At 71.4% G+C, this 16,793-nt stretch carries 17 protein-coding genes; 7 read left to right on the forward strand and 10 right to left on the reverse strand.

What is annotated here, in order from left to right; all coding sequences use genetic code 11:
• Positions 1-109: 109 nt before the first annotated feature.
• Positions 110-937 (forward strand): SDR family oxidoreductase, encoded by an 828-nt coding sequence (locus BK819_RS09970; RefSeq protein WP_071329133.1) that lies wholly within the window; start codon positions 110-112, stop codon positions 935-937.
• Positions 938-955: 18 nt separating this feature from the next.
• Here the strand turns inward: BK819_RS09970 and BK819_RS09975 are convergent, their stop codons facing one another.
• The 5 genes from BK819_RS09975 to BK819_RS09995 form a co-directional block, all read right to left on the reverse strand.
• Entirely contained in the window at positions 956-2,362 is a 1,407-nt protein-coding gene (locus BK819_RS09975) for a DUF6716 putative glycosyltransferase (protein ID WP_071328981.1), read from the reverse strand.
• Positions 2,359-3,231, reverse strand: coding sequence for an N-acetylneuraminate synthase family protein (locus tag BK819_RS16910; RefSeq protein WP_025102446.1), 873 nt, complete (start codon positions 3,229-3,231; stop codon positions 2,359-2,361). The genes BK819_RS09975 and BK819_RS16910 overlap by 4 nt, the downstream gene beginning before the upstream one ends.
• A 93-nt stretch (positions 3,232-3,324) precedes the next feature.
• Complete coding sequence (locus BK819_RS16915) at positions 3,325-4,485, reverse strand: acylneuraminate cytidylyltransferase (protein ID WP_071328982.1); 1,161 nt, start codon at positions 4,483-4,485, stop codon at positions 3,325-3,327.
• Between the two features lie 11 nt (positions 4,486-4,496).
• Positions 4,497-5,861: a polysialyltransferase family glycosyltransferase gene (locus BK819_RS09990; RefSeq protein WP_071328983.1), complete on the reverse strand. Its 1,365-nt coding sequence runs from the start codon at positions 5,859-5,861 to the stop codon at positions 4,497-4,499.
• Positions 5,858-6,871 (reverse strand): glycosyltransferase family 2 protein, encoded by a 1,014-nt coding sequence (locus BK819_RS09995; protein WP_071328984.1) that lies wholly within the window; start codon positions 6,869-6,871, stop codon positions 5,858-5,860. Before BK819_RS09995 ends, BK819_RS09990 begins: the two co-directional genes overlap by 4 nt.
• A gap of 337 nt (positions 6,872-7,208) precedes the next feature.
• On the opposite strand from BK819_RS09995, the gene BK819_RS10000 reads away from it, so the two are divergent.
• Positions 7,209-8,135 (forward strand): hypothetical protein, encoded by a 927-nt coding sequence (locus BK819_RS10000; protein WP_071328985.1) that lies wholly within the window; start codon positions 7,209-7,211, stop codon positions 8,133-8,135.
• 9 nt (positions 8,136-8,144) lie between these two features.
• Positions 8,145-8,435, forward strand: coding sequence for a DUF4229 domain-containing protein (locus tag BK819_RS10005; RefSeq protein WP_071328986.1), 291 nt, complete (start codon positions 8,145-8,147; stop codon positions 8,433-8,435).
• Positions 8,436-8,670: 235 nt separating this feature from the next.
• On the opposite strand, the gene BK819_RS10010 is transcribed toward BK819_RS10005, so the two are convergent.
• From BK819_RS10010 to BK819_RS10020, 3 genes are read right to left on the reverse strand one after another with little or no spacing between them, the layout of a single operon-like run.
• Positions 8,671-9,639 carry a 1,4-dihydroxy-2-naphthoate polyprenyltransferase gene (locus BK819_RS10010; protein WP_071328987.1) on the reverse strand — a complete coding sequence of 323 codons (969 nt, stop codon included), beginning with the start codon at positions 9,637-9,639 and terminating at the stop codon, positions 8,671-8,673.
• 36 nt (positions 9,640-9,675) lie between these two features.
• A complete protein-coding gene (locus BK819_RS10015; RefSeq protein WP_071328988.1) occupies positions 9,676-9,966 on the reverse strand; it encodes a DUF4287 domain-containing protein in 291 nt (96 codons plus the stop codon).
• 14 nt (positions 9,967-9,980) lie between these two features.
• Positions 9,981-10,340, reverse strand: coding sequence for a cupin domain-containing protein (locus BK819_RS10020; protein ID WP_071328989.1), 360 nt, complete (start codon positions 10,338-10,340; stop codon positions 9,981-9,983).
• Between the two features lie 45 nt (positions 10,341-10,385).
• Between BK819_RS10020 and BK819_RS10025 the strand changes: the two genes are divergently transcribed.
• Positions 10,386-11,411 carry a DUF5937 family protein gene (locus tag BK819_RS10025; protein WP_071328990.1) on the forward strand — a complete coding sequence of 342 codons (1,026 nt, stop codon included), beginning with the start codon at positions 10,386-10,388 and terminating at the stop codon, positions 11,409-11,411.
• A gap of 7 nt (positions 11,412-11,418) precedes the next feature.
• Here the strand turns inward: BK819_RS10025 and BK819_RS10030 are convergent, their stop codons facing one another.
• Positions 11,419-11,877 (reverse strand): Lrp/AsnC family transcriptional regulator, encoded by a 459-nt coding sequence (locus BK819_RS10030; RefSeq protein WP_060922394.1) that lies wholly within the window; start codon positions 11,875-11,877, stop codon positions 11,419-11,421.
• 72 nt (positions 11,878-11,949) lie between these two features.
• Between BK819_RS10030 and BK819_RS10035 the strand changes: the two genes are divergently transcribed.
• Both BK819_RS10035 and BK819_RS10040 read left to right on the forward strand, forming a co-directional pair.
• The gene (locus BK819_RS10035; RefSeq protein ID WP_071328991.1) at positions 11,950-13,401 is read left to right on the forward strand and encodes a DUF6421 family protein; all 1,452 of its coding nucleotides are present in this window, start codon (positions 11,950-11,952) and stop codon (positions 13,399-13,401) included.
• A 102-nt stretch (positions 13,402-13,503) separates the two neighbouring features.
• Positions 13,504-14,163 carry an SDR family oxidoreductase gene (locus BK819_RS10040; RefSeq protein WP_071328992.1) on the forward strand — a complete coding sequence of 220 codons (660 nt, stop codon included), beginning with the start codon at positions 13,504-13,506 and terminating at the stop codon, positions 14,161-14,163.
• Positions 14,164-14,181: 18 nt separating this feature from the next.
• Here the strand turns inward: BK819_RS10040 and BK819_RS10045 are convergent, their stop codons facing one another.
• Positions 14,182-15,615, reverse strand: coding sequence for an MFS transporter (locus BK819_RS10045; RefSeq protein WP_071328993.1), 1,434 nt, complete (start codon positions 15,613-15,615; stop codon positions 14,182-14,184).
• A gap of 60 nt (positions 15,616-15,675) precedes the next feature.
• Here BK819_RS10045 and BK819_RS10050 point away from each other — a divergent pair, with 60 nt between their 5' ends.
• On the forward strand, positions 15,676-16,743 hold the full coding sequence (locus BK819_RS10050) for a low specificity L-threonine aldolase (RefSeq protein WP_071328994.1): 1,068 nt from the start codon (positions 15,676-15,678) through the stop codon (positions 16,741-16,743).
• Positions 16,744-16,793: the final 50 nt, after the last annotated feature.

Here is a 16,793-nt window from a genome sequence, read left to right on the forward strand (position 1 = left end):
ACCGGTTCGACCGCGCCGCGCCGCCCCCGTACCGTCGCTCGCACCGATGACGCCCGAGCAGGAGGCCGACATGTCCGAATCTCAGCACAACGACAAGACCCCGACGCCGATGGCGGAGGCCGGAGACCCGCAGGCACGGCTGGAGGCCGAGGCCCGCCGCGCGATCGTGACCGGGGCCGACTCCGGGATCGGCCGGGCCACCGCCGTCGCCCTCGCCGCAGCGGGCATCGACGTCGGCATCACCTGGCACAGCGACGAGGCCGGTGCCCAGGACACCGCGGACGAGGTGCGCAGCCACGGCGCCCGCGCGGTGGTGACACAGCTCGACGTCTCCGACATCCCCGCGTGCGGCGACGTGGTCGACGGGCTGATCGCAGAGCTCGGGGGCGTCGACGTGTTCGTCAACAACGCCGGCGCCGGGCTCCAGACTCCGTTCCTCGACGTGACGCTCGACGAGTGGAACCGGGTGCTCGATACCGACCTCACCGGCGCCTTCGTCTGCCTGCAGCGGGCGGCCCGTTCGATGGTCGCCGCGGGGCGCGGGGGGCGGCTCATCTCCGTGACCAGCGTGCACGAGCACCAGCCGATGGTGGGTGCGAGCGCGTATGACACCGCCAAGCACGGCCTCGGCGGGCTCATGAAGAACCTCGCGCTCGAGCTCGGCCGGTACGGGATCAGCGCCGTCAGCGTCGCCCCGGGCGAGATCGCGACCCCGATGACCGGGCAGACCGACACCGACCCGCACGCCGAGGACCGCCCCGGCATCCCGCTCGGGCGCCCCGGCGACGCGCGCGAGGTTGCCGCCCTGATCGCCTTCCTCGCCTCGCCGGAGGCCGCCTACATCTCGGGGGCCTCGGTCGTGATCGACGGCGGGATGCTGCAGATGGGGCCACAGGCGGGTGCGGCGATCGAGAGCCATGACTGGCGCACGGTCTGAGCGCGGACCGGCCGCGACTCAGCGGCGGATCGAGTCCTGGAACGGGTTTGGTTCGAGCGTGTAGTCCGTGGCCGGGTCGGCCCAGGTGTCCTGACCGCTCCGACGCCGGCCCGAACGCAGCACCGAGAGCGCACGCGTCGCGGGCACGCCGGCGGCGAGCGCGAGGCGGCCGGTGAGGGAGCGGTCCGTGCGGCCGAGCACGCTCGCGCGATGCCAGGCCTTATGCCAGGTCCCACCCCGGGCCGCGGGAACCCGGCGATGCGGCAGGGCCCCGGCCCTCCGCAGGGCCACGAGCTCCTGTGCCCGGTCCCACCAGTCCGACTCCGCCTCCGCGTGGAAGTAGTTGTCGCGGAGCCAGGACGGGTGCGGGTGGCGGAATCGGCCGGCGACGACCTCGCCCGCGCCGCCCAGCAGACCGCTTCCGATGAAGACCGTGTTGAGCAGGCTCTTGTGCACCCCGAAGCGGTCGAGCGCGATCACCGGGACCCCGTGGGCCAGCGCCTCGACCGCAGCCGTCGAGCTCACCGTGACCAGGCCGGCGGCGGACTCGAGAGCGGTCGCCATCGGCACGTGCGAGAACACGAGGTTCGCCGGGCCGCCCCCGGCGAAGAGCCGGGTGTACGGATCACGGTCGAGGTGGGTCTCGGCCTCCCCCGGCCGGGACCGCAGCTTCACGACCACCCGGCGCGACGGGTCGGCCTCCGCGGCGCGCACGAGCAGGGCGGCGATCGCCGCTCGCTGCTCGGGGCGGGCGGGCACGAGGGCCTGCGCGGCGAAGACGACGTCCGTCGCCCCGGGCCGCCGGAGCGCCGCCGGCGTCGGGGCGACACGACGCTCCGCGAGAGCGACTCCGCCCGTCCCCGCGGAGAGGGATCCGGCTGCCCCGGACTCCCGGAGACGGCTGCCGCCCCACCGCTCGCGACCCCGCGCGAAGGGGAGGGTCGCCAGCGCGATCGGCATCTGCACCCCGATGCGCTCGCCGAGGTCGGCGAACGCTCGGCGCTCGCGGTGGGAGTGCACGACCAGCAGGTCGGTGTGTCGCCGGTAGTCGAGCGCCCCGCGCTGGGCGGGGATCGCCATGCCGGGAAGCCCGGAGACGGTCACGGGGCGATGCGGCAGCGCATCGACGACTCGGCCGAGGAGCCGGACGAACGGTCCCCGCCCGGCGAGCAGCACAACGTCAGGGCGCTCGACCTCGAGCCATCCGGCCACGCGGTCGAGGTCGAGCCGGGTGACGGCATCGGCATCGAGGCCGGTGCCCGCCAATGCCGCATCCTGCTGCGCTCCGCTCACCGTCAGCGGCGTGCGCACCAGCAGGAGCTGCGGCCGCAGGCCGGGCACGGCCCCCAGCAGGGATGCCGCCCACTTCACGAACGAGTCGGCGTCCGCGATGGCGACCACACGCATCCCGGCGCCGGCGGTCATGCGGGCACGCGGCGGAGCTTCGCCATCGGCGCGCGCTCGCTGTCGAACACGCGCTTGACGCCGTCGCCCACCGCGCTCTCGATGACCCGGATGTCGCGGACCAGGTGCTCCAGCCCTCCGGGCTCCAGGGATGCGGCGTGGTCGGAGCCCCACATCGTCCGGTCCAGCGTGATGTGACGCTCCACGGCGACCGCCCCCATCGCGACCGCGGCGAGCGAGATCTGCAGGCCGCGCTCATGTCCCGAGTAGCCGACGGGGATCCCGGGATAGCGGTCCCGCAGGGTCGCGATCACCCGCAGGTTCGCCTCCTCGGGCTCGAGGGGGTAGGTCGAGGTCGCGTGCATGAGGACGACGCGGTCGGTGCCGAGCGTGTCCAACGCACGATCGATCTGCTCCATGGTGGACATGCCCGTGGAGAGGATGACGGGCTTCCCGGTCTCCCGCAGCGCGACGAGCAGTTCCGTGTCGGTCAGGCTCGCCGAGGCGACCTTGTGCGCCACGACGTGGAGGTCTTCGAGGAACGCGACGCTCGGCACGTCCCACGGCGAGGCGAACCAGTCCAGGCCCTGCATCGTGGCGTGGTCGCCGATCTCGACGTACTCGTCGCGGCCGAACTCCACCCGACGGCGATAGTCGAGGTACGTCATCGTTCCCCACGGCGTCTCCCGCGGCACGTCGCGCATGTGCTCCGGCGTGGAGATCTCGGGCGTGCGCTTCTGGAACTTCACCGCGTCCGCGCCGGCTCGGGCCGCGACGTCGATGAGGCGCTTGGCGATGTCGACGTCGCCGTTGTGGTTGAGGCCGATCTCCGCGATGACGTAGGCGGGACGGCCGCCGCCGATCACATGCGATCCGATGCTGACAGTCATGATTCCTCCGGTCGTCGAGCGGTCTTCCACCCCGTCCTTCCTGAGTACGGGCCGCGGGTGAACACCGGCCGACCGGACGGTTACCGGGGGCGGTCAGCTCGACAACACCCGCTCGACGAGCTCGCGCACGGCCCCGTCGCCGCCTCGCCTCCCCAGCACGACGCGCGCCTCCGCCCGGACGAGCGGGTGCGCGTCCGCGACGGCGACCGGCCAGCCCACGATCCGCATCGCGGGAAGGTCGTTGACGTCGTTGCCGAGGTAGGCGACGTCGGCGAGCGCCACATCCTGCTCTCCGGCCCACTGCCGGAGCGCGGACTCCTTGTCATCGATCCCGTGCAGGACGGGGACGCGGAGCTTGTCGGCGCGAGCGCGCACCACCGCGTTCACCTCGGTGGAGAGGATGAGCATGGGCACTCCGGCCCGCCGGAGCAGCGCGACGCCCATCCCGTCCTCCCGGCTGACCCGCACCCGCTCCCCACCCGCGGCGTCGATGATCGCCGTGTCGTCGGTGTGCACCCCGTCGAAGTCGGTGACCACGGCGCGGGCGGGGATGCGCCCTGGCCGTTCGTGCAGGACGGCGAGGGCCCGCGCGGCCTGGAGCTGAGCGGCGTCGTCGATCTCGATCGCCGTCTCCTCGGGCACGGGAGCGATCCCGATCCGCCCGAAGAAGCGGTGTCGGTGGGCGCGGAACCCGTCGACGCGGAACGCGTAGAAGGCTCCGGTCTCCAGGTAGTGCGGCTCGCGGTCCTGGCGGCGAGGGCGGTGGCCGGCCTCGTGGTTGATCGCCTCGGCGGTACCGTCGGCCCGCCGTCTCCAGAGGAAGCCGTAGGTCTCTACGGCGGAGAAGACGCTGTCCGATCGCCCCCGCCGCACGTCGCCGACGGCACCGGCCAGCACCGCGCTCGGGAGGAAGGGCGAGGTCGCCTGCAGGAAGGCGACGATCTCGAAACGCTCGCCGTTGCTCTCCAGGTCATCGAGTGCATGGAGGATCGCCGCCTCCGAGGCCGCGGTGTCTCCGGAGAGCTCGGCCGGGCGCCGGACCACCCGTGCGCCCGCCTCCTCGGCCACCGCGGCGATCTCGTCGTCGTCGGTCGAGACGACCACGAGATCGAAGCACGCCGCCGCCCGCGCGGCGTGCACGGCCCTGGCCACCAGCGGAACCCCTCCGACACGCTCGAGGTTCTTCCTCGGGATCTGCTTCGACCCGCCCCGCGCGGGGATGATCGCCACCGCCGGCTGCACGGGTTCGTCCATGTCGTGTCTCCTCATCGTCCCCGGATCTCCCGCCAGGCTCGGCCCGCGCGGCGGCGGGCGCCGACAGCCGTGAGCCGCCATTCCTCGATCCGACCCACGCCTCCGCGCGGACGCAGCAGGCCGCGCGCGCCGCGCAGTGCCGAGCCCCCGGGAAGGGCGAGCGCAGCCAACCGGTCGGGGGCGAAGTAGCGGCGACGTTCCTCCTCGTCGAGGCCGTCGAGCAGCTCCTCGGCCCGGACGCGGAGGTGTCCCGCGATCTCCGGCTGCATCATGTAGCCCACCGCGTCGACGAGGAGCTGCAGCCGATCCGCGTCGGCGTAGGGCGAGGGGGTCCTGGTGAGGGCATCGACGATCGTCAGGGGGATGCGGTTGCTGTTCTCCACCGGGGCGAGGGTGCGGAGCAGTTCCGTCGTGCCTGCGGCACCGATCGTCCGCCCGAACAGGGTACGGACCGTGGGCAGAGCCGTCGAGAAGGTCGCCACGACGGCGCGTGCGTCGAGGCGCTCCGCCAGGAGTTCGGCAGGCAGGCGGCCGCGCTCCTCCACGAACCCCAGTCCGCGACTCTCGGCATGCGCGCGCACGGCGTGGGCGAGCTGCGGCGGTGCCGCGGGATGGGGCTTGAAGACGATGCGCTCCGCGTGCTCTTCCACCGCCCGGTCGACCAGGCGCTGTTGGAGCGCGATCTCCTCGGCCATGGTCAGGAGGCCGAGAGCTGCGAGGTACTGTCCGAGCACGAGAACGGTCGCCGGCCCTGCGGCAGCGGGGCCCTCTGAGGATTCACCCGTCTCGCGCAGAGCGGCGGCGAAGGACTCGGGAGGCACCGGGACAGGCACCGCGTGCGGAGACCCCGCCAGCGGACGGACGCCGGGCACCACGTCGGCGTACACGACGCGCTCGATGCGTGCGGAAACCGCATGCGGCAGCCGGACCCGCATCGGCGCGTAGGTCATGAGGCCGTCGCCGACGATGGTCACCCTGGCCTCCGGGAACATCGAGAGGAGTGTGCGGGCCGGCGCGACCTGAGGGCTCTGCACGAACAGCTCGACCTCGCGGGGGTCGAACCGCCAGGCGCGCGCGAGAAGTCGGCCCACGACGGGGAGGTCGGCGTCCGTCGGCTCCCAGGCACTCGGATGCAGGGGACCGAGCACGTCGGCCAGCGCCTCCACCCGATCGAAGCGGCCGCGGAGAGAGCCCAGCGCAGGATCCTCGGCGATGCCCACGACCGTCTCCGGGACGCGCGACGAGGTGAACGGCACGAGCACCCGCTCCGCCATCCGACCGTCGCCGTCGGCGCCCTCGTCGAGCAGGCCGGCGTCGATCGCGGCGGCCGCCGTCGCGAGTCCGTAGGCGCTGTGCAGGGCGAAGAGGCGACTCATCCGGCGTGACCTCCGCGGCGCAGGCTGCGCGCCAGCACCCGCCGCCGTGGACCGTCGAGCCGGGCGAGCACCCCGGCGACCTCCGCGGCGGGGAGGTCTTGCACCAGCAGCCGGATCCGCCGGCGCATCTCCCTCCGCACGGGCGGCGGCATGCGCCGTGAGCGCACCAGGTGATGCGCGCTGAGGGCGAGCGCGGTCCAGACGGCCTTCGGAAGGAAGCGGTCGGCCTCGCGGTCCGCCCGGACGAGGTCGAGCACCTGGGTCAGCGCCGGGGCGAAGTCGAGCTGGCGGCGGTCGTGCACCTGGGTGAGGGAGCTCTCGATGCCACGTCGGTAGAGCAGCGCCGGGGCGTCCACCACGGCGAACGAAGCGGCCTCCAGATGCAGGCGCCAGACCCATGGGCGGTCCTCGGCCGTGAAGAGGCCGGAGGGGAATGCGGCCAGCCCGCGGTCGAGCACGCGGCGGTGCAGCAGTCCCGCCCAGGCGAACGGGTAGTCCACCATGCTCGGCTCATCGACCGGGAGGATCGCCTCCCGGGGCGGCACGACCCGTTCCCGCCACGGATACGGAGCACGCACGAGCGCGCGCCGCATCCCGGAGACGGTCACATGATCCGTCCGGAGGAAGTCGCAGCGGAGCTCTCGCAGACGCGCGGCGAGCACCGCGAGGCGCTGCGGCTGCATCCAGTCGTCGCCGTCGACGAAGCAGAACGCCTCGCCCTCCACATGCGCGAGCCCCTGGTTGCGTGCCGAGGCGAGCCCGCGCGGCTCGGGGTTCCGCAGCACTTCGGCGTGCGGGAACCGGCCCGCGTAGTGGTCCAGGAGCGCGCCGGTGTCGTCTCGCGAGCCGTCGTCTATCGCCACGAGCTTGAGGGCGGCCGGATCATCGAACTGCCGGGTGAGCGTCTCCAGCGTGGTGCCGATGTACGGACCGGCGTCCTTGGCAGGCAGGATGACGGTGACGAGGGGCGTGCGCACGGGGCTCCCGGGATGGACGATACGGCTCGTCATCGTGACAGGCGACGGTGGCCGGAGAGCGACCGGGGGGTGAACGTCCGGTGACGGCGCGAGGCGAACGCTGAGGTGTGGCCCGCACCCGAACGAGCCACACCCCCAGTGCGTTGCACTGCCGGATGCGAACACCCGGTGAACCGCCGCCGTGAGGCGTCGGCCGCCCCGCGGCAGTACTGGCCCCCACCAGCGGACCGCGAGGCGTCGTCGAGAGCGACTCCATGAAGATCAGCACTCAACACGTAACACGATACAACTGTCTGTTCGATCGCGCGAATCGACCTAGGTCAATCCGTGAAAATTCGCACACCACCGTCGGATCGGGGACGATGGAGGCATGCGGTGGCCCTGGAACACGATCTCGCGACCGGTGCTGCGGCGTCGTCGGAGCGGCGGCGTCGAGGTGCGCTGGCTGACCGCGCGTTCCTGGACGCAGCGGTGGTACCCCCAGGGCATCGACGTCGGGAAGCGCCGTGGACGGCGAGCGCTCGCGGTGAGCTGGTTCCGCCAGGATGCCTCAGGGCGCCACCTCGCCTCCCGGGTGACCCTCGTGGATCGCGAACGCGCCCGCCGTATCGACATCGTGCTGGCCGTCACCGACGAGAACGATGCCCTTCAGCCGGCCCCGATCCACGCGGGCGGTCTCGCCTGGTTCGGAGACCGGCTGTTCGTCGCCGCGACGGGGCAGGGCATCTGGGAGTTCGACCTCGGCGCACTTCGACGTGTGCACGGCGCCGACGCCCAGCGGGTGCGCGGCGGGGCACGCCGTAGGGACCGACGGACGGCCGTGGTCGCGGTGCGGACCCGCCGTCATCCCGTCGCCCTCCGGTGCTCCTTCGTCGGTCGGGTGTTCGACGCGGACGGGACACCGCTCCCCCGCGTGCTCATCGGCGAGTACCGGGGTCAGGAGACCGGGATGGTCGGCGAGTTCGCGATCCCCGAAGACTCCGCTGCCGGATTCGTCGAACTCGAGCGCTTCACCCCCGGCATCCGGCATATGCAGGGAGCCGTGCGGTGGGGCGACCGCTATCTCGTGTCGCAGTCAGACCACCTGCGTCCCGGGGTGCTGTGGTCGGGACCTCGCCAGGCCCTCACCAGACACCCCGTCGCGCTGCCCGTCGGCTGCGAGGATCTGGCCCTCGACCCGGATGATGAGCTGCTGTGGACCCTGGGCGAGCATCCGTGGCGACGCGTCGTGCGGGGGATCCCGTTCGCGCCCCTCGGGCTCCGGCGTCACAGCGGGAGCACGGAGCAGCGAACGTAGACTGAGGGGGTGAAGAAGCCCGCCCCCCTCCTCGTCTACACCGTGCTGCGCCTGCTGGCGTTCCTCGTCCCGCTGGCCATCCTGTGGTTCTTCTTCCCGATCTTCCGCGAGTTCTGGTGGCTGGCGGCGATCTTCGCGGCCCTCATCGGCGCGAGCATCTCGATGCTGTTCCTCCGCACCCCGCTCTCCGACGCCTCCGCGCGCCTGCACGAGCGCCGGCAGGGCAAGATCTCCGGGCAGCAGGCCGACGCCGACGCGGAGGACGAACTCGTCGACCGCGCCCCCGACGACCGCCCCTGACGCGGGACCGCCGTACACAGCTTCGGAGACCCGAGGCAGATCCGATTGTTGGACCGAGTCTCAAAACTCTCGGCTGACCCATAAGTTCGACCGGCATCTCGGTCCCTGCGCCCAGGTCGCCGGGCACGACTTCGGAGCGACCGCACGGCGCGCCCAAGGATAGGTCCGAGACGACGGCGTGTCCGTCGCGCGCTCCGAAGCTGTGCCCGGCGAGGCGCGGGTGACCGGGGGCGGCTCAGCCAGCGAAGGCCCAGAACAGGGCGCCGGCGTAGAGCAGTGAGGTCAGAGAGGTGAGCGCGAGGGCGATCACCAGTTCCCGCGGCTGACGGTAGGTCCAGACGATCACGATCGCGGGGAGGCCGGCCAGGAGCGCGAGCAGCGCGAGCCAGGCGATCGGGAACAGCAACGCGAGGAACACGGCGATGCCGAACGGCACGAGCACGAAGAGCGTGAAGAGGACCTGCGTGGCCCGGCGTCCGATGAGGACCGTCAGCGTGCGCTTGCCGACCTCGCGGTCCTGATCGATGTCGCGGAGGTTGTTGGCCAGGAGCACGGCGCAGGCGAACAGTCCGGCGGCGATCGCCCCCAGCCAGGCCTGCTGCGGGAGCAGGAAGACCTGCACCCAGGTGGTGCCGAGGGTGGCCACGAGCCCGAAGAACACGAAGACGAAGACCTCGCCGAGGCCGTAGTACCCGTAGGGCCTCTTGCCCCCGGTGTAGAACCACGCGGCGACGATGCAGGCCGCGCCGACCGCGAGCATCCACCACTGTTCGGTGCGCACGACGATCGCGACGCCGACCACGGCGGCGAGCGCGAAGAAGACGAGGCCGATGACGAGCACCGTGCGCGGCTTCACGCGACCGGAGGCCGTGAGCCGCGCCGGGCCGACACGATGGGCATCGGTGCCGCGGATGCCGTCGCTGTAGTCGTTGGTGAAGTTCACGCCGATCTGCAGCAGGACCGCCACGGCGAGGCACGCGAGCGCGATCACCCAGTGGAACTCGGGACCCGTGCTCCGCGCGGCTCCCGTACCGATGACGACGGGGGCGATCGCGAGGGGCAGCGTGCGCAGACGTGCCGCACCGATCCAGTCGCCGATCGTCACGGGACCCGCCTCGACGACCGGCCGCTTGGCCGGGTTGCCGCTGGTGCGCGGCGGGGTGCGACGACCGGACTTCTTCTTGCGCTGGGAGGATGCTGCCATCCACGGAATCCTAGTCGTCGCGGCGAGGCGGCAAACTCAGCGGTGCGGGTTGCTGTCCTTGCCGTCGAGCCAGAGCTCGTCGGTCTTGTCGGCATGCGACCCGGTCGTGCCGACGTGCTTGTCGCTGATCTTCGGCCCCTTGAGGATGACGTGGACCATCGCCTGCGCGTGGCCGTGGCCGAGGCCGTACTCCTGCTTGAGCCAGTTGAGGACGACGGTGGCCTTCGTGCTCTCGTCGAACCCCTGCTCGTGGGCGAGGTCGATGAACTGCCGCGGCGTGAGGCCGGTCTGGGTCTCGACCTTGTCGAGGTATGCCTGGAAGGACATGGTGGTCTCCGCTCTCAGTCCTCGTCGAGGAACGTCTGGATGATCGTGTCGGACGCGTGGATGCAGAGGATCCGGAGGAGCCCGGTCCCCGCGTTGGTGAAGCAGTGTGGCGTGAAAGCGGGCGCGGTGGCGGTATCTCCGGCTCGCGCGATGAGGGCGTCGTCGCCGATCCGGATCCGCACCGTGCCCTCGAGCACGATCCAGGTCTCAGAGTAGGGGTGCCAGTGCAGCCCCGGCCCCTCCCCTGGCTGGTTCTCGACGAAGAAGTAGGAGACGGCGGCTCCGTGGTCGGCGCCGACGAATCGGCGGCTGCGCCCGGCGCCGATGCGGATCGCGCCACTCGAGACAAGGGCGGGAACGGGGATCTCGGTCATGAACCCAGTGTCGACAGCACGCGTCGCACCTCCTAGAGTTTCGATGTGGATCGAAACTCCGCGCCGGTCGAGGGCGTCGACCACCCGGATCACCGGGTCGAGTTCCACCTGAGTCCCGGCGACATCCAGGCCGTGCGGTTCGGCATCTCCCCCGGGCACGAACTGGCGCATGCGGTACGCGTGCTCCTCCGCCCGGCGGCGCACCCCCTGCAGTGGGGGTGGCTCCGCACCGCGCGGGAGGGGCTGCCGCGCGACGCCTTCGCGCTCCTCGCGACGGTGATCGGCGACGACGGCTACCTCCCGGACTTCCTCACCAGCACTCCACGCGACGATCTGACCCCCGAGGACGAACTCGCCGCCCTGCGGGAGGCGGCGCTCGACCCGCTGCGCGTCGACCTCGGCAAGAGGATCCAGCGTTCGACGGGCGCACAGCGTCAGGCCCTGCGCGACCTGTCCGACCGGCCCCAGCGCGCCCGTGCGATGATCGCCGATGCCTGGGAGGAGGTCTGGGAGGCCGCGTTGGCTCCGGCCTGGCCTCAGCTGGAGCGCCTCCTCCGGGCCGACATCGCCGTTCGTGCCCGGGTGATCGCGACGACCGGCATCGCCGGGATGGCCGGCGCCCTCCATCCCCAGGTCTCGTGGGGCGCGGGTGCGGTGCGGGTCTCGCTCCGTCGGCACAGCGAGGACGTGGACTGCCGCGGCAGCGGTCTCGTGCTGGTGCCCTCCGTCCTCTCGTCCTGGGGCTGCCTGGTGCTCACCGAGCCGCCGGCACAGCCGACGCTGTTCTATCCCGCCCGTGGCGTGACCGCGGGGTGGGCACGGGACACCACCGAGACCGTGGCCGCCCTGGGCGCCCTGCTCGGCCCGGCGCGCGCCGGCATCCTTCTCACCGCGGGATCGCCGCGCACGACCTCGGAGGTGGCCGCCGATGCGGGGCTCGCGCTGTCGACGGCGTCACACCATCTCACCGTGCTGCGGGACGCCGGGCTCGTGGCGAGCGAGCGGGACGGCTCCCGCAGGCAGCACGTGCGCACGCCCTTGGGCGAGGCGCTCGTCGGCGCGCTGCTCTGACGCCGCCCTACTCGGCGGTCGAGACCGGGATGATCGGCCGGTGCTCGTAGTAGGTCTGCAGGACCACGGTCGTGCGCGTACTCACGTTCGCCGCGAGCCGGACGTCGCGGACGAGTTGCTCCAGGTCGCGCGGCGTCGGCACGCGGACGAAGAGCATGTAGCTCGCGTCGCCGGCGATGGAGTGGCAGGCCTCGATCGCGTCGAGGTGCTCCAGGAGCTCGGGGGCGTTGTCGGGCTGGGCGGGATCGAGCGGCGTGATCTCGATGAAGGCGGACAACGGAGTGCCCGCCTGCTCGGGGTCGAGGATCGCGCGGTAGCCGGTGATGACGCCGCGGGTCTCGAGCCGCCGCAGCCGGGACTGCACCGCCGACACCGACAGCCCGACGGCGTCGGAGAGCTGCGACAGCGTCGCCCGCCCGTCACGAGAGATGGTCGCCAGGATCGCACGGTCGACAGAATCATCCATGGCTGTAAGATTATCGTCAGGATTCCGTTATCACCGGAATCTTTCCGTTTTTCACTGCGATCGGAGGTTCCGATGTCCCTCGTTTCCGCCAACAGTTCCGCTGTTCAGGCCGTCGTCGGCGAACCCGAGGTCGTCGAGGATGCGTCGATCGCGGAGAACTCCGCCGCCTGGGCACAGCTCAAGCAGGCCGCGATCGCCCTCCGTGAGCTGCAGATCAAGGACGGCTCGATCCCTGGCGCTTCGACGAGCTCAGCGACCCGGGACCAGGCGACCGCGCTCGTCGGGCAGATCACCGCCGCGATCCGGGCACTGGCCCCCGCCTTCCCCCACGACGCGGACTACCTCGCCGCCTCCGTCGCCGACTTCGAGCGCTGGGCGGCCGAGGACTTCGGCGTGCCGGACTTCCTCGACTCGCTCGTGGCGTTCCAGCCGCAGCAGCACCGCATCGACGGGATCCGCCACCTCGTGGTCTTCCCGATGTACACGCAGAACGGCTCCAGCGACCGCCTGGTCGAGGCGCTCATCGTCGAGACCATCTGGCCGGAGTTCATCGCCGCGCTCGAGGCCGGCGACTACGGCAACAAGCTCTTCGTCTCGCTGCGCCTCGTGGACTTCACGCCCGGCTACGACACGAACTCCGCGGTGCTCTTCCCGGAGACCGTCGCCATGCGCGAGATCCCGACCTTCACCTGGGGCGCGATCTTCCAGGACCGTGAGGCCGCCCGTTACCGCCGCGTGGTCCGCGCGGCCTCAGAGATCACCAACCTCGACCTCCCCGAGCGTGCGGCGGCGATGCTGGAGGATCAGGAGGTCGCCGAGAAGACCTTCGTGATGTGGGACATCATCCACGACCGCACCCACATGCGCGGAGACCTGCCCTTCGACCCGTTCATGATCAAGCAGCGGATGCCGTTCTTCCTCTACTCGCTGGAGGAGATGCGCTGCGACATGACGGCGTTCCGCGAGTCGGTGAAGATCGAGCGGGCCCTGGATGCCCGGGTCGCCGCGGGCGAGGAGCTCACGGAGACCGAGCGGGAGATGCACGAGTACGCGCACCTCGTGCAGTACGCCGTGATCTTCGACCGCATCTTCCGCTTCGCCATCACCGGCACGCGCGTGCGCAACTACGACGCGGTCGGCGGTCAGCTCCTGTTCGCGTGGCTGCACCAGCGGGGCGTGCTGCACTGGACCGACACGGCGCTGGCCTTCGACTGGGAGAACGTGCCGGATGCGGTCGTGGCCCTCGGCGACGCGATCGACGACCTGTACTGGCACTCGATCGACCGCCCCAAGGTCGCGCACTGGCTCGCCGCGTACGAGCTGGTCCGCGGCACGCTGACCCCGCATCCTGCCTCGCAGTGGGCGCGCGGCCTGTCGGACGAGATCCTCGCCGGGGCTCCGAAGGGCTACACCGACGCGGTCCTCGACGACGAGTTCCCGCTGTCGATGTTCTTCGAGACGCTCGACAAGAAGATGAAGCCGGTCATCGAGTCGACGGTCGGCATCCGCGGTACGGACGACTGATCCGCATCGCATCGTTGTGACGCTGGGGCGCACCACCTCTGCGGCCGGAGACCCGGATCCCGGGTCCGGCCGCAGAGGCATCTCCGACCGAGAGGACACCGCATGACGACGTCGAAGATCGAGGGACCGCAGGGCCGTGTGGTCGTGCTGGCGGGGGCCACGAGCGCGGCGGGCCTCGCGGCGACGAGGGCACTGCGCGATGCCGGGGCCCGCGTGATCGCCACCGGCCGCACGGACGAGCGGCTGCGTCCGCTGGCCGATGCGGGCGCCGAGACCGAGCTCGCCGATGCGACCTCCCTCGCCGAGATGACGGCGCTCGCCGATCGCCTCGAGACGGTCGATGCGGTCGTGCCCCTCGTGGGCGGCTGGCGCGGCGGCGGCGGACTCGCCGGGCAGACCGACGACGACTTCGCGGCGCTGCTGCCGGCGCTGGAGGCGGTGCGGACGACGAGCCGCGCCTTCGACGGCCCCCTCCGCGCCTCCGCCGCCGGACGATTCGCGATCGTGTCGTCGACCGCCGTCGCACGCCCCCTCGCCGGCGGAGCGAACTATGCAGCGGTCAAGGCGGCGAGCGAAGCGTGGACCCGTGCCGTCGCCCAGGGGTACGCCAAGGCGGCGCGCGAGGCCGACGAACCGCTGCGGGCCGCTGCCGTCGTGTTCCGCGCCAAGGCCCTCGACCCCGATGTCCTCGCGGCGCGTCTCGTGGGGCTCTGGGACACCGACGCCGCGGACCTCAACGACCGGGTGCTCGACCTGAGCTGAGTCCCGCTCGTCGGACGATCACCGGGGCTCGGGCGGTATGCCGGGGACGATCGGCGGGGCGTCACGGAACGTGTGCGGGCCGTCGCCCGCTTCGTCCACGGCGTCGGCTGCGGGTTCGGGAGCCTCCTCCGGAGCCGGATCGGGGGCGGTCGCGTACAGCTCGGTGAGGGTGCGGTACGACCGGGTGAAGAAGGCAAGGGTCGCGGCCACCACCATGATCAGCCCCGCGAAGAGGCAGATCAGCGCGATGCCCCGCGCCTCGCCCTCGCCGAGGAGCCACCCCCACTGCCGCTGCCCCTGCGCGCTGTCCATGTACGGGATCACGAGGAACTCGGCGATCGGGGCGATGAGGAACGCGGTGATCGGGGCCGCCGCCGCCTCCATCGCGGCCGCGGTGCCGAACACCCGTCCCTGGCGCGCGAACGGGACGACCTTCTGGATCACGGTCTGCTCCGCGGCCTCGACGGGCGGCACGAGCGCCATGTACACCCACATGCCGAGGACGTACAGCGGCCACCATTCGCGCAGCATGAAGATCGCCCCGAGGAGTCCCATCGCGATCACGATGAGCAGCATCGTGCGCACGGGCTTCCTGCCGAGGCCGAACTTGGCCACCAGTCCCCCGCCGATCAGGAATCCGGTCGACGCGAAGGCCAGGGCGAACCCCCACATCTGCGCGTCGAACAGGGTGAGACCGTACGGATCCATGAGCGCCATGTAGACGCCGCCGATGAGGTTGTTGAAGGTCGAGAAGATGATGAGCGCGAACAGTCCGGGAGCTTGGCGGATCGCCTGGACGCTGCCGCGGACGTCGACGGCGCTCTTCGCCTCCGGGTCGACCTCGGGCTCGGGCTCCGGGATCCGGATGAACAGCAGGTGCGCGAAGGTGAGGGCCATCGCCGCGATCGCGATCCCCAGGGTCCACCCCATGCCGAGGAAGCCGATGGAGAGGCCGGAGAAGACGCTCGTGACGAGGAAGGCGAGCCCCTGCACCGTGCCGACGAGACCGTTGGCGTTGGCGCGCTTCTCCTCCGGCACCAGCAGCGTCACCGTGGTGGACAGGGCGATGTTGCGGAGCTGCTCGATCACCCCGCCGAACAGGATGACGCCGGAGAACAGCCAGAACCACGGTCCGCCGAGGTCGAGCAGGGATGCCTCGGGCTGCCACAGGTAGAGGACGCCCGCGACAAGGAAGGCCGCTGCCGAGATGACACTCGACAGGAGCATGACGCGGTGCTTGCGATGACGGTCGACGATGGTGCCGAACACCATCGCGAAGAACGCGACGAACAGCATGTAGGCACCGCCGATGATGCCCGTGGCCAGCACCGACCGGGTCTCGATGTAGACCCAGAAGGTGAGGGCGAACCACAGGAAGCTCGTCGTGACGTTGGCGATCAACGTGTTGACGAGGACGTTCGCGAAAGCGGTCTTCGCCGCACTGCGTTCCATGGGTTCGAGGGTAGAGCGGGCCTCGGACATCCGGTAGGGGAAGGCGATTAGGCTTGTCCGGTGAGCATCCCGCACGACCCCGCCATCCGGGGCTTCGCCAGTGACAACTACTCCGGCATCCACCCCGAGGTCCTGGCGGCCCTCGCGGCCGCGAACGGGGGCCATCAGGTGGCCTACGGCGAGGACGCCTACACCGCCCGCCTGCAGGAGGTGTTCCAGGCGCACTTCGGTGACACCGCCGCCGCGTACCCCGTGTTCAATGGCACCGGGGCGAACGTCACCGGTCTGCAGTCGATGCTGCCGCGCTGGGGTGCCGTGATCGCGGCCTCGACCGCGCACATCAACGTCGACGAGGGCGGAGCGCCGGAGAAGATCGGCGGCTTCAAGCTCCTCACCGTCCCCACCGACGACGGCAAGCTCACCCCCGAGCTCATCGACCGCGAGGCCTGGGGCTGGGGCGACGAGCACCGCGCACAGCCGCTCGTGGTCTCGATCACGCAGTCCACCGAGCTCGGCACGCTGTACACCGCGGAAGAGATCCGCACGATCGCGGACCACGTCCACGCGCGCGGCATGAAGCTGCACGTCGATGGCGCGCGCCTGTCGAACGCGGCCGCCGCCCTGGATCTGCCGCTGCGGGCGTTCACGACCGACGCCGGGGTGGACGTGCTGACCTTCGGCGGCACGAAGAACGGCGCCATGCTCGGCGAGGCCATCGTCGTGCTGAACCCGGACGCCGCCGTGGGCCTCAACTACGCGCGCAAGTTCAACATGCAGCTCTCGTCGAAGATGCGCTTCGTCTCGGCCCAGCTCATCGCGCTGCTCGACGGCGACCTCTGGCTGCGCAACGCCCGGCACGCCAACGCCATGGCGGCCCGGCTCCGCGGACGGATCGAGGACGGTCTCGCCGACGGATCGATCGTCGGGGTGGAGTTCACGCAGCCGACGCAGGCGAACGGCGTGTTCGCGACCCTGCCCGAGGGCATCGCCGATCAGCTCCGCGACGTGTTCCGCTTCTACGACTGGGACGCCGCCCGCCGCGAGGTGCGCTGGATGTGCGGCTTCGACACCGAGGAGTCCGACGTCGACGCCTTCGTCGACGCCCTCGCCCGCCTCACCCGCCCCTGATCGCCCACGCCTGACGCCCCGAGACCCCGGGTTCGCGCCGAGACCCCGGG

This window comes from Microbacterium sp. LCT-H2 (genome assembly GCF_001866135.1).
In the GTDB taxonomy this organism is placed as follows: domain Bacteria; phylum Actinomycetota; class Actinomycetes; order Actinomycetales; family Microbacteriaceae; genus Microbacterium.